Below are 18,938 nucleotides of genomic sequence, written 5' to 3'. Positions count from 1 at the left end.
TAAATCTTAAATTACAACTTATATCTTATATCATACAGCAGTCATTTTCTTGATCATCCAGACGGTGCCACATCAAATGCTCATCGGTTTCCCTTGATAGTCAACGAAAACAAATTCACTATCGATACGAACTTGTCGATTAATGAGATTATAAATATCTTCTGCTGTTTCTTTTGGATGTGTCGGGGCTATCATTCCTCCCATATCCGTCCTTACCCACCCTGGATGGACGGAAAGGACTTCAATGCCTTCATTCTTTAATGCTACATGGAGCTTCTCGGACAACATATTTAAGGCAGCTTTCGTTTTGGCTGCATCTTTAATTGATAATATAATTTTTTTAGGATTATCCTTACGATAATTTTCTATAACCATTTCAATATCACTTTTTAAAAATAGCAATGTTCTTAAACCTCTATCCTTCACTCTTCTCTTAGGCCGTACCGTCCCCTCAAATATAGCCCTAAAAAAATAATTCAGCTCAACTTTGCTAAACTTGATGTTTCTTAAAGCTTGATTAAATACTATTAAATCGTCCGTAATCTGATCTGTCTCTTGTAAATATATTTCCATCTTTAATAGAAACTCTTTTATACTTATTGCAGAATATATTTTTCTTTTCCTTAACCCTTCCAAATCGTGTATTCTTCTAATATATCCTTGCTCATCTAATATTTCTAAAATTGGCAGTTCAGTCCCTAATAATTCTATTACTTGAGTTGTAAATAGATAATCTTTCTTTCTTATCAGATACTTAGACAATGTAGCCGTTTTAATTGAAGTATGGACATAACCTCTTTTAGAAGTTTTAGATTCCAATATGCCCTTGCTTATTAAATGATTTAACACTCTTCGATCAATTTTTAAAACCTTCATTGCCTGTTCTCCAGACACAAACTCATTATTATATAAATCTTTTTTTCCAAGTTCTACTGGTTTATGCCAATTATCATTTATAAAGTTCTTGAATTCATAGCACAAAAATTCAAAAGAGTCACATTCATACTTTTTTATTAACTCCTTATAAAACCTACCAAATGCCTTACTTAATCCTTCTCCTCTAATATAAATTTTATCTAAGAAAGCATAAAATTTATGTGGCCAATTTGTAAATATCTCATAAATCTGAAGAATAATCTTTTTTTCTACTTCATTTTGCATTGAAAAATCAACAATTGGCCTCTTCTCTTTATTATACCCTCCTATCCTTAACCAAATTGTAATCATTAAATTAAGTAATTCTACAAATTTAAGGTTCCATATCGCATCTATTTGAGTATCAAAGGTTTTAATTTCATAACATAAATTATAAAAAAAATGAACAAAACTAATACAATCCTCTTCTATCTTTACATGATCTAACAATTTCAGTTCAAATCCACAGTTACATTTTTTTAATGTTTTTCTTATCGGAGATATCTTACTGTTACATCTTGGGCATTCATTAACCAAATACAAATTATGTATGGGACAAATAACATTAACTGTATAGTTCCAAATTTTCTTCTGATAAAAATTCTCATTAAAACAAGCTGGGCAAATTTTATCAGCATATAAATTAATACCTAACTTAAAGCCCGTCCTTATAAATCCAAGATTAGTGGTATCCATAATTTTATCATTAAAAGTCATACTCCATAATTCTCTTTCAGTAATACCAGTAATGTTGCTCAGTAACTCTAAACTTATCTTACCCGCATCACCTCTAACAATTTTCTTTTTTTATCTGAGCCATAGTATATATCCAACTAGAATTTTCATAACCATTATAATCAGTTATTCTTAATATATATCCTGCTAAAGATTCATCTTCTAAAGGTTTTGGAGTTAGCAATAACCTTTCCAATAAGCCATACCTCTCCTTCATTTATTTTTGTATTATTTCAAAATAAAACAGCTAAGAAAATATAATTTTCTTAGCTGTTTTATTTTGAAATCTAGTTTAGGAGTTCTTGAAACTATTCCGAATAATTATGAAAAATCACATTATAATGCTGTCATTTCTTCTTGTTCATGTTCATCCTGAACGAATAAAATACCTAATTCATGATGTTCGCCTTCATAGGACGCGCGCTGATCAAACCGGAGCTCACCATTCAGGCCGATGATCTCCATTTTTACAAATGCGCGGTTTTTTTGAAGTGCTTCGTAAAAATCCGATACATGCTTCACGGGAATGCCGTTTACTTTCGTTATAATCTCACCGATCTTCAGCTCAAGATCTTCTGCGGGCGTATTCGGAATGATGCCGAGCACCATTAAGCCCTGATCCCGCTTAGAGAAATAAAACGGAGCCGCGTTATCGTTCAGCCGCTGTCTCAATGATAAGAACAGGCGTCCGAGCACCGCAATACAAGCGGCAGCACCGGCAAGCGGACTCCACCAAAGGGCCGCTGCCCCGAATGCGGTGACGATAATCCCGAGAATCATGACACGTTTCGCCGTTATCCGTATGCTGACTTCCGGAAGGGATCCCTGCACACGCTGTCCGAAGCCGGCGATATAAGGAATCCAGATCAAATGGAAAGAGCCGCCCGGCACGGTAAAGACAGGCCACCAAGAAAGGTGTGACTCAAGCCCGCTGCCCGGCACCAATAAGAAAAGCGGAAGCAGCCATGCGCGATTCGCCAATTGACGGCCGATGGGCAGACCTCTGCTGCTGACGACAAGCGCCGGAGATGTTTTCAGGTGCGCTGAACGGTAAGCAGCCGCTCCCTCCGTGATGATCAAAAGGCCCATAAACACGGCCGCTGATGCCCAATTCACGCCGAATGCCTGCGGAAACCGATCCGCAAACGGCACTGTGTGGGTATACTGAAGGATAAACGCAATCAACATGCCGGCGCTGACAATATAAGCTGATGACAGCCAGTTCATACGGAACGTCAGCGATGCCAAAGCCGTCACAGCCGCAATTATGCCGAGAAGACCGAATGGAATCGAAATTCCCAGTCCAAAAAATAATATGGAGAGAAGAATACCCGGTATAAGCCCTTTTATGTATGTAAAGATAAGCTCGTCATACATATCTGCGATTTTTGTATGAAACGTATGGCGTTCACGTTTAATCCGCAAATATCCGCAGGCGAGACTTATGATGATAAAAAACCAAAACATCGGGTGCAAAAAAAACAGACCGATACTTTTCAGAAGTTCAATTCCCCATTGAACAGACATTGCTTTCACCGCCTCAAGCCAAACATTTTAATTCTATTCTACCAAATAATCATTGGCTTGAATATCTCAAACGTCTATCTCTCTTCCGTCATCCACAACGTCACATTTGAGAGAGAGAAATCTTTCAGATAGTGGTCGACTTCCACCTCGATTACACCGCTGATCAAAAGCATGGACCGTTTAATATCCGTCAGATTGATTCCTAAACGTTTATGGTTTTTCATTAAGTAGGTGAAATAATGCTTTGCACACTCCTCATTGATATCGTGAACACATTCAACATTTGTGTAATTGACCAGGTATCTGCTGAACAGCATAAGAAGACTTAGTGCTTTTGTTGATGAAAATGTAACGTCTTTTGTTCGGTCTTTTAGTTGTTCCACTAATTCATAATATTTTTTTTCACGCACAATACTTGCCCTCTTCAATTGTGAACCCCCATTTTTTTATCCAGATAAGCACGGGTGATTACAGCTGCCGTGCTGAAGCGCCGCAAACACTTCTGCTTTCAATACTGAAATGCAGCTGCCAAACTAAAAAACTGTTCTCTATTAGAACCTTCTTTTATTGTAAGAACTAAAACTGACTGAGGCAACTTTCAAAAGTTTCATTTTGAATACATATTAACTCGGCATAAAGTCTCTCTTCCCTATAAATATCGGGTAATGTTTGTCCTTTATAAATGTTTAAATGTGAAAATTTTTTTAATATCTTGTCAAAATCGTCATAATTATATGTCTTTTGGTTCATTTGTGAAACATGACAAAAGAAACAGGAGGCTTTAAAAAAACCTCCTTTTCATTTATTTAACAAATAATGATTTTAACGCCATTTGCAGCTGTATATCATTTTTTTCGTCAGATTTCTTCTCATTCATCAGCTGATTCATTTTTTCCGCTGTTTGTTTGTCAATGACAGCTGTTTTATCAAGTTTGTACCGATCTTGGAACGCCATGACGGCTTTTTTCATTGTGCCGCTGAAATAGCCGTCCGCCCTGCCCGGGTCGAAACCCAAACCTTTCAGCAGGATTTGTGCATGTTTGACATCCGCGCTGTTCATATCAGGCTGAAGCGGCTGTTTCAGCTGAAGCGGTCCCGCCGCAAAATAATCCGGCTGGCTTACGGCGATTGTCGGAGTAATGCCTTTTTTGTGAATCCAATTGCCTTTCGGCGTCAGCCATTTGTAAAGTGTCAATTTAATGTTGCTGCCGTCTCCCATCGGCACGGCCTGCTGTACCGTTCCTTTACCGAAGGAGGTATCACCGACAACGTCATAATGCCCCGCTTCTTTCAGCGCGCCCGCAAGAATTTCGGAAGCGGAAGCGCTCCCTTTATCCGTAATGACATTAACGGGATACGGCTTTTTATGTTTTAAAGTTGAGAAATATTGTTTTTTATCTCCGTTGCGTTCCGCGATTTGGATATACGGCATGTCTTTTGTGACGAAATGCTTTAAAATCTGTTCGACGCTTTGAAGGTAGCCGCCGGGATTCCCTCTTACGTCAAGAACGAGTCCGTCAATCCCTTGTTTCTCAAGCTTTTTCAGCGCCGCGGCGAAGTCCTGAGCAGTATGCTCGGAAAATGTCGATATAGCGATGTAGCCGACATGATGCCCGCCTGATTCCTTACGGGAAGCAAATACGGTTTCCAGCGGGATTTCCGCTCTTTTAATCCGGAATGACAGCTGTTTTTCAGTGCCCGGACGATGTATTTTAATAGAAACTTTCGATCCTTTTTTCCCTCTGATTTTCAGCACGGCTTCATTTAAATCTTTCCCGTTCATTGACTCGCCGTTTATACTGATGATTTCATCATTCGGCTTGAGGCCTGCCTTTTCAGCCGGAGATTGCTTAAACGGTGATACGATAATGATTTTATTCTCTTCCATACCGACTTCAGCGCCGATCCCTTCAAAAGATGAATCCAGAGAATCGGAAAACTGCTTGGCGGTCTGCTTGTCCATATAAACGGAATAAGGGTCGTTTAATGTAGACAGCATCCCCTGAATCGCTCCTTCAAGAAGCTTTTCTTTATCCACATTTTCCACGTATTCGTTCGAGATCAGCTCATATGCTTTTTCGATTTTTTCCATTGCCTGGCTTCTTTCTGCTTCTGATGATTTCGGCTGTGCCGCCCCGGCAATATGGGCTCCGCCGCACATGATGCTGACGGCCGCTATCGCTGCGATCATTTTCTGCTTCATCGTTTACCTCCTCTTAGTCCTTTTACGAAAACCTGGAGATAGTATGTGTAAACCGAAAAGAATTCATGTAACGGCAACAAAAAAACGGAACCGATAGATTGTTTCATATAAATGGGTAACGTATAATATTTTGTATGCAATTCATTAAATATACAGGAGAATGCGATATGAACATAAAATTGTCGATTTTATCCGCGGCGGTGCTGGCCGCAGGCATTACCGCCTTTGTCTGGCATAAAACAGAGGCCAATGAAAAATCACAGGCTGACGCTCTGTATGTTTCTCCCGCGGGAAACGATCAAAATGACGGAACGAAAGAAAAGCCGTTCCGCACATTGAAGCATGCGGCGGAAAAGGCTGAGGCCGGAACAACCGTATTGATTCGGGGAGGAACGTACGACGAAACATTTGAAGTAAAGCACAGCGGGACGGCGAAAAAGCCGATTACATTTCAGAACTATCAGAATGAGCATGTCGCCATCAGCGGCAAATCTGCGCCTAAAAGCGATTCTGAAACACCGTTAATTCAAATCCGCAATAAACAGTACATTACCATTCACGGCATTACGCTTGAAAACCTATCCGTCTCATCAGAAGATGCGACAGCCATGGGCATCTACGTCACCGGATCAAGCAGTCATATCGCCATTGACGGCAACCATATCCGGAATATTAAAACAACGGCTGATGAGGGAAATGCACACGGCATCGCGTTTTACGGCTCGGGCGCCATGAAGGATGTCAGCATCACAAATAACACGGTTGAAAAACTGACGCTCGGCGCAAGCGAAGCGGTTGTGCTGAACGGGAATGTTGACGGATTTAAGATCGCCGGCAATACCATCCGGAACAACAACAATATCGGGATTGACGTGATCGGCTATGAAGGAACTTCCAAGCAAAACGACTATGCGCGAAACGGCGTCATTGAAAACAATACGGTGAGCCATAACTCTTCTTACGGAAACCCCGCCTACGGCAATGAATACTCTGCTGGCGGTATATACGTTGACGGCGCAGAACATGTGGACATTAAGAAAAACACCGTTTACAACAATGACCTCGGCATTGAAGCCACTTCCGAGCATAAAGGAAAGTACGCACAAGATATACGGATTACGGATAACAAAGTGTACAACAATGCTTACACGGGTATTTCAATCGGGGGATATGACACAAAACGAGGCGGCACAATCAATTCCGTGATCGCTCACAATATCATGTACCGAAATGACACAAAGGACCTTGACGGCGGCCAGCTGCTGCTCCAGTACGATACAAAAGGGAACACCATCGAAAAGAACATCTTGACGGCAAGCGGTTCACGGATTTTTATCGCAAATGATTATACGAAAAACGAAGGCAATACCGTTAATCATAACGTCTATCACAAAGAAGCGGGAAAAGACGGCATTTGGAATTGGAAGAACAAAGAATATGATTCATTCGCAGCTTACAAAAAAGGAACGGCAAACGATTCGAATTCCATATATGCCGATCCGATGTACCGTGACGAATCGTCTTATGACTTTACACTAAAGCCGGGATCACCGGCCCTGCCCGTCATTCAATAACAGAACCATCAAAAAAAGCCAGTCTCACAAAGACTGGCTTTTGCATTTATACACGAAGGAATTTCCGGATGGAAGTCAAGCTTCCCCATACTCCGATAACCGCGCCGATCAGAATGAGCACAAGTGATACTTGGAACACAAACGGACTGTACGGCAGGAGTGAAACAAATGAGCCCTGAACTTTCGGAGCCACCCAAGCGACCATTGACTGGTACGTGCTCAGCACGAGAGCGATCGGTATGACAGAACCGAATACCCCAAGCAGCAGCCCTTCAAGGAAAAACGGCCAGCGGATAAACCAGTTTGTCGCGCCGACAAGCTTCATGATTTCAATCTCTTTTCTTCTGGCGAAAATCGTGATTTTAATTGTATTTGAAATTAAGAACATCGCCGTGAACAGAAGGCCGATGATTAACGCGATCCCGATGTTGCGTGACACTCCGACGATCTTGAACAGACGGCTGACTTCTTCTTTCCCGTATGTCACTTTATACACATGATCCAGCTTCTCAATTTTTTTCGCGACTTTCGGCGTATCATGCGGATCTGTCGTTTTGACGATAAACGCGTTGTTCAGCGGGTTTTCCTGATCTTGCATTTTCATGGCCTTGCCGCTGTCGCCGAAGCTTTTGACCAATTGATCAAGCTCTTTATCTTTAGATGAAAATTCTACGCTTTGGATTCCCGAGATGTCTTTAATCTCATTCTGCAGCGTATCCTGCGTTTTCTTATTTGACGTCAGATCAATTAATACTTTAATTTCCACTTCTTTTTCAGCATTTTTAGCCATGTTGTTTAAATTCAGCATAATGACTAAAAACACGCCGACCAAAATCAATGTAACGGTAACGGCGCTGATGGATGCAAAAGTCATCCATGTGTTTCTTCCGAGAGATTTAAAACTCTCACGCAAATGGCGCCCGAGAATTTTAATCATAAGAACCATACTCCCCTCTTGACTCATCACGCACAATAATTCCGTCTTCGATCGCGATGACCCGTTTCTTCATGGTGTTTACTATTTCTTTATTGTGTGTCGCCATCACGACGGTCGTTCCGCGGTTGTTAATCTCTTCCAGCGTCTTCATGACTTCCCATGATGTTACCGGATCAAGGTTGCCCGTCGGTTCGTCAGCTATAACGACGTCAGGATTGTTGACGATGGATCTTGCGATGGAAACACGCTGCTGTTCTCCTCCGGAAAGCTGGTCGGGAAACTGCCGCGCTTTATGCTTCAGCTGCACAAGGTCGAGCACTTCGAGCACGCGTTTTTTAATGACTGACTGCTGCTCTCCGATAACCTCAAGCGCAAACGCTACGTTTTCAAATACCGTCAATTTCGGAAGAAGTTTAAAATCCTGGAAAACAACACCTATTTTACGCCGCACGAAAGGAATCTCTTTTTCTTTCACAGCCGCGAGATCTTTATGATTAATCAATATTTGCCCTTTTGTCGGTTTTTCTTCTCTGTAAATCATTTTAATAAAAGTAGATTTACCGGCTCCGCTCGGTCCTACGACATATACAAATTCTCCGGGATGAATCATGACTGACAGCCCGTTAATCGCTTTTACACCGTTCGGATAGGATTTATATACTTCTTTCATCTCTATCATGAAATCACCTAATCTTTTATTTATGTCTTGCAGCCATAGAGTTCGCAAAAATACTGCGGTTTATGGCCGGCTTACCAGGAAACAGATGAAAAATCTGAAAGTTCCTTTTCCTCAGTACACTTCATTATACGTCAAATTTAGACATATTACTATTACAGTTTCTTTTCATTCCCAGGCCGTGAAAAAACCTTGCCCCTATAACAGGCAAGGTTTTTCTGTTATTTTTTCTGTGACAGCCATTTTGCGATCTTCGCGGCTTCCTCATCATTTACAAGATGGCTCGGCATATTGCCCCGTCCGTTTTTAATGATGCTTTCAATTTTGGCTTCATCATATTTCCCGCCGACTTCCTGTAAATTCGGACCTCCGCCGCCTTCTAAATCTTTACCGTGACAGCCGATACAGCTTTGCTGATAAAGCTCTTCGCCCGCTGACGCAGATGCTTTCGATCCGCCTGAGCTGTCAGAGCTTTCTTTTTTCGATTCATTGGCTCCGCCGCATGCCGCCAGCAGGACGGACATGGTCAGAACCAGCGCCAATAGCGCCCATTTTGATTTCATATGTAAGATGCACCCCTTCGCTATTATAACCCTGTTTATGCGCGTTTGAAACCCTCGCCGAGCACCTCGCTTGCGTCTGCGACAATGACAAAGGCTGACTCATCAATTTGTTTGACGATTTGTTTCAGTTTTGTGAATTCGGTCTGGCCGACGACACACATTAAGATCGGCCGGTCATGTTCCGTATACCCGCCGACTGCGGAAATCTTCGTCACACCCCTGTCAATTTCCGTAAACACAGCCGACCTGACGGCTTCTTCATGCTGCGTAATGATTAAAGCCATTTTGGAGCGGTTGAACCCGACCTGCACGACATCAATCGTTTTGCTTGAAATAAATACCCCAAGCATCGCATACAGTCCCTGTTCCACTCCGAAAACGAGCATCGCGCTCAGCACAATTAATCCGTCCATGATGGCAAGGCACGTTCCCAGTGAAAGCCCCGTGTATTTGTGGATAATCTGCGCCGCCAGTGCCGTTCCCCCCGTGGAGCCTTTGCCGAGATACACGATACCGATCCCCGTGCCGATCCCGACGCCTCCGAAAATCGCCGCCAGCAGTTCATGGGTCGTCGCGGCAGGCAGGTCTCTCGTTAAAAAGACGGCAAGCGGCAGAACGATGGAACCGACAAGTGTCTTCATTCCGAATTTCCCGCCGAGAATGATTACGCCGGCGATAAACAAAGGGATGTTAATGATCCACTGCACGTAAGCCGGCTCAAAACCAAATGTCTCCAAAATGGTGCTGATTCCGCTTACTCCGCCCGCCGCTATACGGTTCGGCAGCAAAAATACGTTAAACACGACCCCTGTAATCGCCGCGCCGATCACGATATATATGTAATCTTTGATCAGACGGAGCGGCTTATTGTGATTCACATCCATGCAAAAATCCTCCGTTCTCCGATTTTCTCTCGATAGCATTTTAAGTCTTCCCGGCTTAGAAGTAAATAACAGCCAAATACCGTATTAATTTGCTAAAGCGCTATTGTGAAAAATGGAAAAAGAGAACGGATAAAAAAACACACCATGCCAAAGGCAGGTGTGTTCCCGGATTAAGACAGTTTAGAGCGTAAGTAGGCATCAATGAAGATATCAATATCTCCGTCCATAACCGCCTGTACGTTCCCCATTTCCGTATTGGTCCGGTGGTCTTTCACCATGGAGTACGGATGGAATACGTAAGAGCGGATTTGGCTGCCCCAGCCGATTTCTTTCTGTTCGCCGCGGATTTCGTCAAGCTCCGCCTGCTGTTCTTCAATTCTGCGCTGGTACAGCTTCGCTTTGAGCATTTTCATCGCTCTGTCGCGGTTTTTGATTTGTGAACGTTCCGTCTGGCATGTAACGACTACATTTGTCGGCAGGTGGGTAATCCGAACGGCCGAATCAGTCGTGTTGACGTGCTGTCCGCCGGCACCGCTTGCCCGGTACGTATCAACTTTAATGTCTTCAGTCCGGATTTCAATGTCAATTTCCTCATTGAATTCAGGCATGACTTCACATGACACGAATGACGTGTGGCGGCGGCCAGATGAATCAAACGGAGAAATCCGCACGAGTCGGTGTACGCCTTTTTCCGCTTTTAAATAGCCGTATGCATTGTGGCCCTTAATGAGCAGTGTGACCGACTTAATTCCGGCTTCATCACCTGGCAGATAATCAAGCGTTTCAACTTTGAATCCGCGTCTTTCCGCCCAGCGAGTATACATTCTGAGCAGCATGGAACCCCAGTCTTGGGATTCTGTACCGCCTGCACCCGGGTGAAGTTCTAAAATCGCGTTATTTTTGTCATATGGTTCACTGAGCAGCAGCTGAAGCTCAAATTCATTCAATTCCTTCGTTAATGACTTCAGCTCTTTCTCAAGCTCCTGCTGAAGATCCGTATCGGGTTCTTCTTTTAAAAGATCATGTGTCATTTGGAGCTCTTCATGAGACTCGCTCAGCTGATGGTAGGAGTTCACGTAGTCTTTCAGACCGTTCGCTTCGTTGATGACGGTTTGGGCCTTCTGCTGGTCATTCCAGAATTCCGGTTCCGCCATCTTTTCATCTAATTCTGCAATGCGGGCTTCCTTTGATTCGAGGTCAAAGAGACCCCCTGAAGTCCGCTAAACGAGAAGCCATATTTTCGAGCTCTGCCCTGATTTCTGATAATTCCATTCCATTCACCTCATTAAAAGATCCGGGGCGCCATAAGACGCAGACCCGGTCATGTTCGATGCATACAGTCGTGACTATTCTGTCCGGCCGCAGCAATTTTTATATTTTTTTCCGCTTCCGCAATGGCAAGGTGCGTTGCGTCCGATATCTACGACTTTGCGTACCGGCGCTTTTTTCGCTTGTTTGGCCTCATCGCCGTCCTGCGGCTGGTGAGCCGTTGTTTGGCCCTGAACAACTTCTTCGCGTTCCAGATTGCTTTCAATCTCGGCCTTCATGACGAATTTCGCAACCTCGTCCTCAATGGACTCAATCATGTGCTCAAACATAGCGAAACCTTCCATTTGGTATTCACGCAGCGGATTTGTCTGCGCATAGGCGCGAAGGTGAATCCCTTGACGCAGCTGATCCATCGCATCAATATGATCCATCCATTTTGAATCGACGGCACGCAATACGATGACTTTTTCGAATTCACGCATCTGCTCTGTGCCGAAATTCTCTTCTTTTTCATTATATTTTGTCATGATGCGGTCCATGATCATCTCATGCATTTCATCCGGTTCTTTTCCGAAGATATCGCTCTTTTCAAGCGCGCCTTCATCAAGATACGTTGTATTCACGAGCTCCACGAGGCCGTCAAGATTCCATTCTTCCGGAAGCTCCTCTTTCGGCGTATAAGCGGCAATTGCACGCTCCAGTGAAGACTTGATCATGCCTTCCACAATGTCACGCAGGTTTTCAGAGTCAATGACTTCAAAACGCTGCTTGTAAATGACTTCGCGCTGCTGACGGAGCACGTCGTCATATTGGAGAAGCTGTTTACGTGAATCGAAGTTGTTTCCTTCGACACGTTTTTGAGACGATTCCACGGCGCGTGACACCATTTTGCTCTGAATCGGCGTGGAGTCATCCATACCGAACCGGTCAAGCATCGCCATCGTCCGTTCAGCTCCGAAACGGCGCATCAATTCATCTTCCATTGAAAGATAAAATTGTGTGATACCCGGGTCTCCCTGGCGCCCTGAACGTCCGCGGAGCTGGTTGTCAATCCGGCGGGATTCGTGGCGTTCCGTACCGACGACTGCAAGGCCGCCAAGCTCTTTTACGCCTTCACCGAGTTTAATGTCGGTTCCGCGTCCTGCCATGTTGGTTGCAATTGTGACAGCGCCTTTTTGTCCCGCTTCTTCAATGATCTGAGCTTCACGCTCATGGTTTTTCGCGTTCAGCACCTGATGCGGAATTCCTTTATTCTTCAGAAGTTTAGAAATCAATTCAGATGTTTCAACGGCAACCGTACCGACAAGAACAGGCTGTCCGGTCATGTAGCGCTGGGCGACATCCTCCGCCACCGCCTTGAATTTCCCTTCCATTGAGCGGTAGATCAAATCCGGACGGTCTTCACGGATGACCGGCTGGTTGGTCGGAATGGACACAACCTGCATGTTATAAATATTGCGGAATTCTTCCTCTTCCGTTTTTGCGGTACCGGTCATGCCGGCAAGCTTTTCATACATACGGAAATAGTTTTGGAACGTAATTGTTGCCAGAGTCATGCTTTCATTTTGAATCTCCAGGCCTTCTTTCGCTTCAATCGCCTGGTGAAGGCCTTCGCTGTAGCGGCGTCCTTTCATCAGACGGCCGGTAAAGGAATCGACGATGACGACCTGGCCGTCCTCAACAACATAATCCACGTCTTTCTGCATCGCCGCATGGGCTTTTAAAGCCTGGTTGATATGGTGGTTCAACGCCACGTTTTTGACATCAAACAGGTTGTCGATGCCGAACGTTTTTTCAGCCTTCGTCATTCCTTCTTCCGTCAGCTGAACGCCCTTCGTTTTGACGTCATACGTATAATCCTGATCTTGCTTGAGTGTGCGGACAAACGCATTTGCCTGCACGTACAGTTTTGTGGACTTCTGAGCTTGTCCGGAAATAATCAATGGCGTTCTCGCTTCATCGACTAAAATGGAATCGACTTCATCAATAACAGCAAAATGAAGCGGGCGCTGCACCATTTGTTCTTTATAAAGCACCATGTTGTCACGCAAATAATCAAAGCCGAGTTCATTATTCGTTGAATATGTGATATCGGCCGCGTAGGCTTCGCGTTTTTCGTCTTTTGACAACGAATTCAGGTTCAGGCCGACTGTAAGCCCGAGAAACTCGAAAATTTCTCCCATTTGCTGGGCATCACGGCTTGCCAGATATTCGTTGACCGTTACGACGTGAACGCCTTTTCCCGTCAACGCGTTTAAATATACCGGAAGGGTGGACGTCAGCGTTTTCCCTTCCCCTGTTTTCATTTCGGCGATGTTCCCCTCATGAAGGGCAAGGCCCCCCATCAGCTGCACTTTAAACGGAAACATGCCGGTTACGCGGCGTGAAGCTTCACGAACGACGGCAAACGCTTCGACAAGAAGGTCATCCGTCGTTTCTCCTTTTTCAAGCCGCTCTTTAAATTCTGCCGTTTTTTGTTTAAGCGCATCGTCAGAGAGATTTTCATAATCTCCTTTTACAGCATCAATGTCATTCGCTATTTTTTCGTATTTGTTCAGCGCACGTTTGGTCGGATCAAACATTTTATTTAAAATCCCAAGCATCTATAACGCTCCTCTATGTTCACATGCAGATTTCGCATGGAATAAATGATAATTTTCTGTCCATGTATACCTCTCATTATCATAACATACCTTTTGCCATTTCCAAAGAATTTGCAGATAAAGAAAGAGAAAAACCTTCCGCGCGTTCACGGAAGGCTGGATGGTTTATTCAGTCGGTTCAATTAATCCGTATTTGCCGTCATTCCGGCGGTAAACGACATTTGTCAGATTCGTTTCCGCGTTGGTGAATACGAAGAAATTATGTCCGAGCATATTCATTTGGAGAATCGCTTCTTCATTATCCATCGGTTTTAAATTAAAACGTTTCTGACGGACAATTTCCGGGCTGTCATCTTCAATTTCGTCCTGAACCGCTACGTTTGTTTCAGCTGAGCTTCCGTTCTCGAAGTAATGTTTCGGAAGACCCTGCTCGCGGAATTTTCGGTTGACTTTTGTTTTATGCTTTCGGATTTGACGTTCCAGCTTGTTTGTTGCGAGATCAATTGCATTGTACATATCCTCGTTATGCACTTCAGAACGAAGCGACAGATCAGTCATCGGAATGGTGACTTCAACTTTGGATTCCTTATCATTATAGAATTTTAAGTTGACGTTCACATCGGCATTGACGCTCTGCTCGAAATATCGTTCCAGCTTGCCGATTTTTCTTTCCACATGATCCTTTAACGCAGGTGTAACCTCAATGTTTTCTCCTCTGATATTGTAGTTCATCAAAGAACGCCTCCCTTTATCTAAGGATATGTAACTATTTCTCTTTTTCCCCTTCTGATCCCTGCTGAAACGTTAAAATAATGTGTAAATTCGGTGAACGATGACGAATAGTGTCGGCTTATATCCGCTGCTTCCGGCAGGATTATCAGTATATGCAGAAGACGCAGGCAAAAGACCTGCCGCTTGCAGCAGGTCTAGTGAAGAACATACGGTTTGATGCAGTCGTGCGTCTGCTCCATCCACACCTTATAATGCGGCAGAAAGATGGTTTTTAAAAACTCCTGAAATGGAGCGGACGGGAAATCATAATCATTTAACATGCTGAAATCCTGAAAAATCTCGTCAAATGACCGAATCGCCGTCTCCACGCATTGGCACTCAACGATAGACAAGAGAAGCGCATGAGAGGAATCGAGATGAAAAAAAGCCTGAATCAAATCGTTGTAAATCCGTTCGCCCTCCGTCTTAAAAAAATCATCCTGTGTATCCAATAGGTAGCAAAGCCCCTCATCAATGGTAAAAAGAAGCTGGTAGTATGCTGACACCAAATGGTAATCGTTCAAACTTCTCAAAACACTCACCTATTTGCGTTTGTCGTAATAACGGCCGTCACTTGTCGTTTGATGATACGGATTAAAATACGTATTATGGTACACCCGTTTTTTCTTGAGAGTTTTTATTTCATTTCGGATGCCATCCTGGAGCCGTTTCACTTCTCCGGTAATCAAGCGGTCCATCGCAGCCACCTGCTGAAGCAGCGTTTTTTCTTCTTCGGAAAAAGGCGGCTTTATGCCCGCAAGCATCTCCTCCCTTTTCTCCGTAAATGCCGTAAAGCTGCTGATGAGGCCGTCGCTTTCCGGGGCATCCTTCAGTGCGGCGTGCATGTTCTTCGTTTCGTTATACAAAGAAAGGACATTGCTGTTCATCAGGCAAGGCCGCCCGCGCCATGGCTGTTTTTCCGTTCGCTCTGCATGGCTTGTTTCCACGTATCGCGAAATTCAGTAACAAGCTTTTCCGCTTCATCTAACAATCCTTCATTATTCTGCACGTTCGCTTCAATCAGGCGGCGGCGGATGTAATCATAGATTGATGACATTTGTTCAGAAATCTCAATCTCCCGGTTTAACGTGATGCTGAGCTCTTGGATGATGTTTTGCGCCTTTACGATATTTTCATTTTTGGCTTCAGGGTTGTTTTGCTTCATTGCCTGCCTGGCCAGCTTAATGAATCGCAGGCAGCCGTTATAAAGCATAAGGGTCAGCTCTTCCGGAGCGGCTGTAAAGACGGATGTCTGCTGATAAGCAGCAAAAGGATTATTTATTGCCATTTTTATGAAACCTCCAAGATTATGATGTTGAAGATCCTAACATTGACGTGAGATATGAAGATTGGCTGTTCAATTTCTCCAATGCCGTATCCAATGCGCTGAACTTTTTATAATATCTCGTCTCGATGTCATCCAGCTTTGTTTTCATATCGGAAATATTTTTATCTACTTCGTCCAGGCTTTTTCCGATAGCAAAGCTCGTTGATACTGAGCTTTCCGTGCCCGCTTGTTTCGAAATTTGAGTCTGCATTTTGTTTAATGTGTCTTTTAATCTCCGGGCAATCCCCTGCTCTTCCGGGTTTTTGGTTTTCGCTGTATCAGGGCTGTCCGCATTAAACAGCTTAGCCACGAGAGACGGATTCTCGGTAATTTTCTGTTTCAGTTTTGCTTCATCTTTAATGACAAGCTTTCCTTGATCGGTGTAGTTATCAGACGTTTCGATTCCGAAATCCGTGAGCTGATATTTTTTTCCGTCAATCGTAACCGTCGAGTACAGATCCAGCCGCATCTCCGCCAAACCGTTCTGCAGGGTGCTGTCGCTCCGTAATAAACCGCTTTTGGCTTTTGCCTCCCACTGCTCAACCTGCTTATCAGTCATCGCTTCTCTTTGTTCATCGGTTAGCGGCGTATAATCACGGTATTTTGATTCCGTCACCTTCGCGTTTACGCTTTTAATTAACGTGTTGTACTTATCAACAAAATCTTTAATGTTATTAAAAATCCCGTCCGTATCAGTCGTGCTGTTGATCGTAACCGTTTTATTGCTTTCCGTCACGCTGTTCAGCGTATATTTGATGCCGTTGATCGTAAAGTTATTTGACGTTTTGGTCATTTCAAGCCCGTTGAACGTAAACTTCGCGTTTTTCCCTTCGGCATTGGCCGTAAGTTCATTCGTTGTATCATCAACGGCAAAACCGAGCTGATCTTTCAGGAAGCTTTTAGTTGCGTCATCACCTGCGGCAAGGGCAAACCCTTCTCCCGTTTTATTGGAAGTGAACGCAATCGTATCCACATAATCCGTGCCGTTGGAAATCTTCTCTTTTAAAGCCGTCACCCCGAGGCCTGAGCTGTTCAGTTTGGTGACCACATCATCAATCGTATCAGTTGCAGCGATCGTGACGTTTACCTCTGTCGGCTTCGTTTCACCCGGATTTGTGACATTGAATTTCAATGTCTGGCTCTGGCCTGAGGTGAAATGAATTGCGCCTGAAGATTTATATGTCGTCGGCGTGGCCAGCTGCTGAACAGACATGCTCGTTGAAATATTTTGCTCAGCACTGACAGCCGCCGCGCTGACACTGGAATCCGAACTTGTTACTGTTTTTTTATTCCAGTTTGTGGACATCAGCATATTATTAAATGTAGTGGAATACATGTCGGCAATCTGGGTATTCATTTCCCGATAAGCATCGCGCTTCCATTCAAGCGTCTGCTTTTGCTGGTTTAATTTATTAAGCGGCTGCTTTTCGGCATCCATCATTTTTTTCACCAGAGAATCTACATCAAGACCGGAATTAAGGCCTGTGATTCTTGTGACCATATGTACCCTCTCCTTTTCGGCGTTTAGTCGTAGACGGCTCTATGACAACAGTGAGTTTCCGACTGTTTATCATATCACAGCTCCATAAATGTATGATCTTATTCTTATATCGGTCAGATTAAAAGGTTTTCAATAATTTAACTGCAAAATATAATGTTTCATTTTGTCAATAGGGTTCTTTGGCATGATGAGGGGGAAAAGCTGCAGAAATAAAAAAAGACCCTGGAGAACCAGGATCTTTCCGTCATTAACCTTTAAGCAATTGAAGAACTTGCTGAGGCTGTTGGTTAGCTTGCGCAAGCATTGCTTGAGAAGCCTGAGTAAGGATGTTGTTTTTCGTGTACTCCATCATCTCAGAAGCCATGTCTACGTCACGGATACGTGATTCAGCAGAAGTCAGGTTCTCAGAAGAAGTACCAAGGTTGTTGATTGTGTGCTCTAAACGGTTTTGAACCGCACCAAGTTTAGCGCGCTCGCTAGATACTGTGTCGATAGCTGTTTTGATTGTTGTAAGAGCTGAAGACGCAGCTTTAGCTGAAGATGAGATGTCGATACCTTTTGTAGCGTCTTTAGTTACTGTAGTAGAAGTTGTAGTGTCAGCTCCCGCAGTAGCTTTTTTAGTTAAGTCTGCGCCATCAATAGCAGTAGCTTTAACAGCCCCTGTTTTATTTAAAGAATTTAGAACGTCTTCTTGTGAAGCAGTAATAGTACCATCAGCTTTTTGCGCTAATGTTACAGTTACAGTTTTGCTAGTCTCATCATAAGACGCAGTTGTTTTATCTACATCAGAAGTTCCAGCCGCAGTGAATGAAATTTTCACGGCTTCACCTTGATCGTTTCTTACTTCGAGTTCAGAGTTTCCATCAAGTGCTGTCTTTTCGCCAACTTGGCCAATAACTTTTAAAGAATCAGCGTTCATGTTGTTGATTGAAAGGCTCATTGTTTGGCCTTCGTTAGCACCGATTTGGAAAGTCAGTTTGTCAGCCGTGCCATCAAGCAATTTCTTTGTGTTAAACTCAGTATCAGTAGAGATTCTTGTTACTTCAGATGATAATTGGTCCATCTCTTTTTGAAGCTCGTCACGGTCAGAAGTAGTGTTCGTGTCGTTCGCCGCTTGAGTTGCAAGCTCGCTCATACGCTGAAGAATGCTGTGAGTTTCGTTCAATGCACCCTCAGCCGTTTGGATAAGAGAGATTCCGTCTTGAGCGTTTTTAGACGCCATGTCTAAACCGCGGATTTGAGAACGCATTTTTTCAGAGATCGCAAGACCCGCTGCGTCATCACCAGCGCGGTTGATGCGAAGACCTGAAGATAATTTTTCCATGTTTTTTGCAGCAGAACTTGAACCTGCATTCAGCTGACGGCTAGTGTTAAGAGCCGCGATATTGTGGTTGATTCTCATTTTGTATTTCCTCCCTGAATTGTTTTTCGCACGTCCTTGTGCATTTGCGCA

17 protein-coding genes are annotated in these 18,938 nt (G+C 43.8%); 1 reads left to right on the top strand and 16 read right to left on the bottom strand.

Annotation, left to right across the window (positions count from 1 at the left end):
* Positions 1-72: 72 nt before the first annotated feature.
* From ACQE26_RS06910 to ctpB, 4 genes are all read right to left on the bottom strand, one after another.
* Positions 73-1,632: a Rossmann-fold NAD(P)-binding domain-containing protein gene (locus ACQE26_RS06910; RefSeq protein ID WP_500471088.1), complete on the bottom strand. Its 1,560-nt coding sequence runs from the start codon at positions 1,630-1,632 to the stop codon at positions 73-75.
* Between the two features lie 354 nt (positions 1,633-1,986).
* A complete protein-coding gene (gene minJ / locus ACQE26_RS06905; RefSeq protein ID WP_500471086.1) occupies positions 1,987-3,177 on the bottom strand; it encodes a cell division topological determinant MinJ in 1,191 nt (396 codons plus the stop codon).
* Positions 3,178-3,251: 74 nt separating this feature from the next.
* Positions 3,252-3,605 carry a swarming motility protein SwrAA gene (gene swrA / locus ACQE26_RS06900; RefSeq protein WP_012118562.1) on the bottom strand — a complete coding sequence of 118 codons (354 nt, stop codon included), beginning with the start codon at positions 3,603-3,605 and terminating at the stop codon, positions 3,252-3,254.
* Between the two features lie 374 nt (positions 3,606-3,979).
* A complete protein-coding gene (ctpB, locus tag ACQE26_RS06895) occupies positions 3,980-5,338 on the bottom strand; it encodes a carboxy-terminal processing protease CtpB (RefSeq protein WP_416135394.1) in 1,359 nt (452 codons plus the stop codon).
* A 209-nt stretch (positions 5,339-5,547) separates the two neighbouring features.
* On the opposite strand from ctpB, the gene ACQE26_RS06890 reads away from it, so the two are divergent.
* On the top strand, positions 5,548-6,954 hold the full coding sequence (locus ACQE26_RS06890; protein WP_500471085.1) for a right-handed parallel beta-helix repeat-containing protein: 1,407 nt from the start codon (positions 5,548-5,550) through the stop codon (positions 6,952-6,954).
* Positions 6,955-7,000: 46 nt separating this feature from the next.
* Here ACQE26_RS06890 and ftsX read toward each other — a convergent pair whose 3' ends face one another.
* The 12 genes from ftsX to ACQE26_RS06830 form a co-directional block, all read right to left on the bottom strand.
* Positions 7,001-7,891 carry a permease-like cell division protein FtsX gene (gene ftsX, locus ACQE26_RS06885; RefSeq protein WP_013353766.1) on the bottom strand — a complete coding sequence of 297 codons (891 nt, stop codon included), beginning with the start codon at positions 7,889-7,891 and terminating at the stop codon, positions 7,001-7,003.
* A complete protein-coding gene (gene ftsE / locus ACQE26_RS06880) occupies positions 7,884-8,570 on the bottom strand; it encodes a cell division ATP-binding protein FtsE (RefSeq protein WP_003151418.1) in 687 nt (228 codons plus the stop codon). Before ftsE ends, ftsX begins: the two co-directional genes overlap by 8 nt.
* A gap of 218 nt (positions 8,571-8,788) precedes the next feature.
* A complete protein-coding gene (gene cccB, locus ACQE26_RS06875) occupies positions 8,789-9,130 on the bottom strand; it encodes a cytochrome c551 (RefSeq protein ID WP_016937788.1) in 342 nt (113 codons plus the stop codon).
* 35 nt (positions 9,131-9,165) lie between these two features.
* The gene (locus ACQE26_RS06870; protein WP_060964157.1) at positions 9,166-10,014 is read right to left on the bottom strand and encodes a YitT family protein; all 849 of its coding nucleotides are present in this window, start codon (positions 10,012-10,014) and stop codon (positions 9,166-9,168) included.
* A 170-nt stretch (positions 10,015-10,184) separates the two neighbouring features.
* Positions 10,185-11,286 (bottom strand): peptide chain release factor 2 gene (prfB, locus tag ACQE26_RS06865; RefSeq protein ID WP_500471084.1). Its coding sequence is split into 2 segments (ribosomal slippage): positions 10,185-11,213 and positions 11,215-11,286, totalling 1,101 coding nucleotides; the frame shifts between segments, so codons are not numbered across the junction.
* Positions 11,287-11,360: 74 nt separating this feature from the next.
* On the bottom strand, positions 11,361-13,886 hold the full coding sequence (gene secA / locus ACQE26_RS06860; protein WP_047475776.1) for a preprotein translocase subunit SecA: 2,526 nt from the start codon (positions 13,884-13,886) through the stop codon (positions 11,361-11,363).
* Between the two features lie 165 nt (positions 13,887-14,051).
* On the bottom strand, positions 14,052-14,618 hold the full coding sequence (gene hpf, locus ACQE26_RS06855; protein WP_500471083.1) for a ribosome hibernation-promoting factor, HPF/YfiA family: 567 nt from the start codon (positions 14,616-14,618) through the stop codon (positions 14,052-14,054).
* Between the two features lie 194 nt (positions 14,619-14,812).
* Positions 14,813-15,190: a DUF8042 domain-containing protein gene (locus tag ACQE26_RS06850; RefSeq protein WP_060964154.1), complete on the bottom strand. Its 378-nt coding sequence runs from the start codon at positions 15,188-15,190 to the stop codon at positions 14,813-14,815.
* 9 nt (positions 15,191-15,199) lie between these two features.
* Entirely contained in the window at positions 15,200-15,544 is a 345-nt protein-coding gene (gene fliT, locus ACQE26_RS06845; protein WP_060964153.1) for a flagella biosynthesis regulatory protein FliT, read from the bottom strand.
* The gene (gene fliS, locus ACQE26_RS06840; RefSeq protein WP_045926616.1) at positions 15,544-15,945 is read right to left on the bottom strand and encodes a flagellar export chaperone FliS; all 402 of its coding nucleotides are present in this window, start codon (positions 15,943-15,945) and stop codon (positions 15,544-15,546) included. Before fliS ends, fliT begins: the two co-directional genes overlap by 1 nt.
* A 19-nt stretch (positions 15,946-15,964) precedes the next feature.
* The gene (locus tag ACQE26_RS06835; RefSeq protein WP_500471082.1) at positions 15,965-17,485 is read right to left on the bottom strand and encodes a flagellar hook-associated protein 2; all 1,521 of its coding nucleotides are present in this window, start codon (positions 17,483-17,485) and stop codon (positions 15,965-15,967) included.
* A 247-nt stretch (positions 17,486-17,732) separates the two neighbouring features.
* Complete coding sequence (locus ACQE26_RS06830; protein WP_438420743.1) at positions 17,733-18,887, bottom strand: flagellin N-terminal helical domain-containing protein; 1,155 nt, start codon at positions 18,885-18,887, stop codon at positions 17,733-17,735.
* Positions 18,888-18,938: the final 51 nt, after the last annotated feature.

This window comes from Bacillus sp. 5RYD7K, assembly GCF_059831465.1.
Note: the sequence above shows the minus strand (reverse complement) of the source record. Positions and strands in the feature narration are given on the sequence as shown.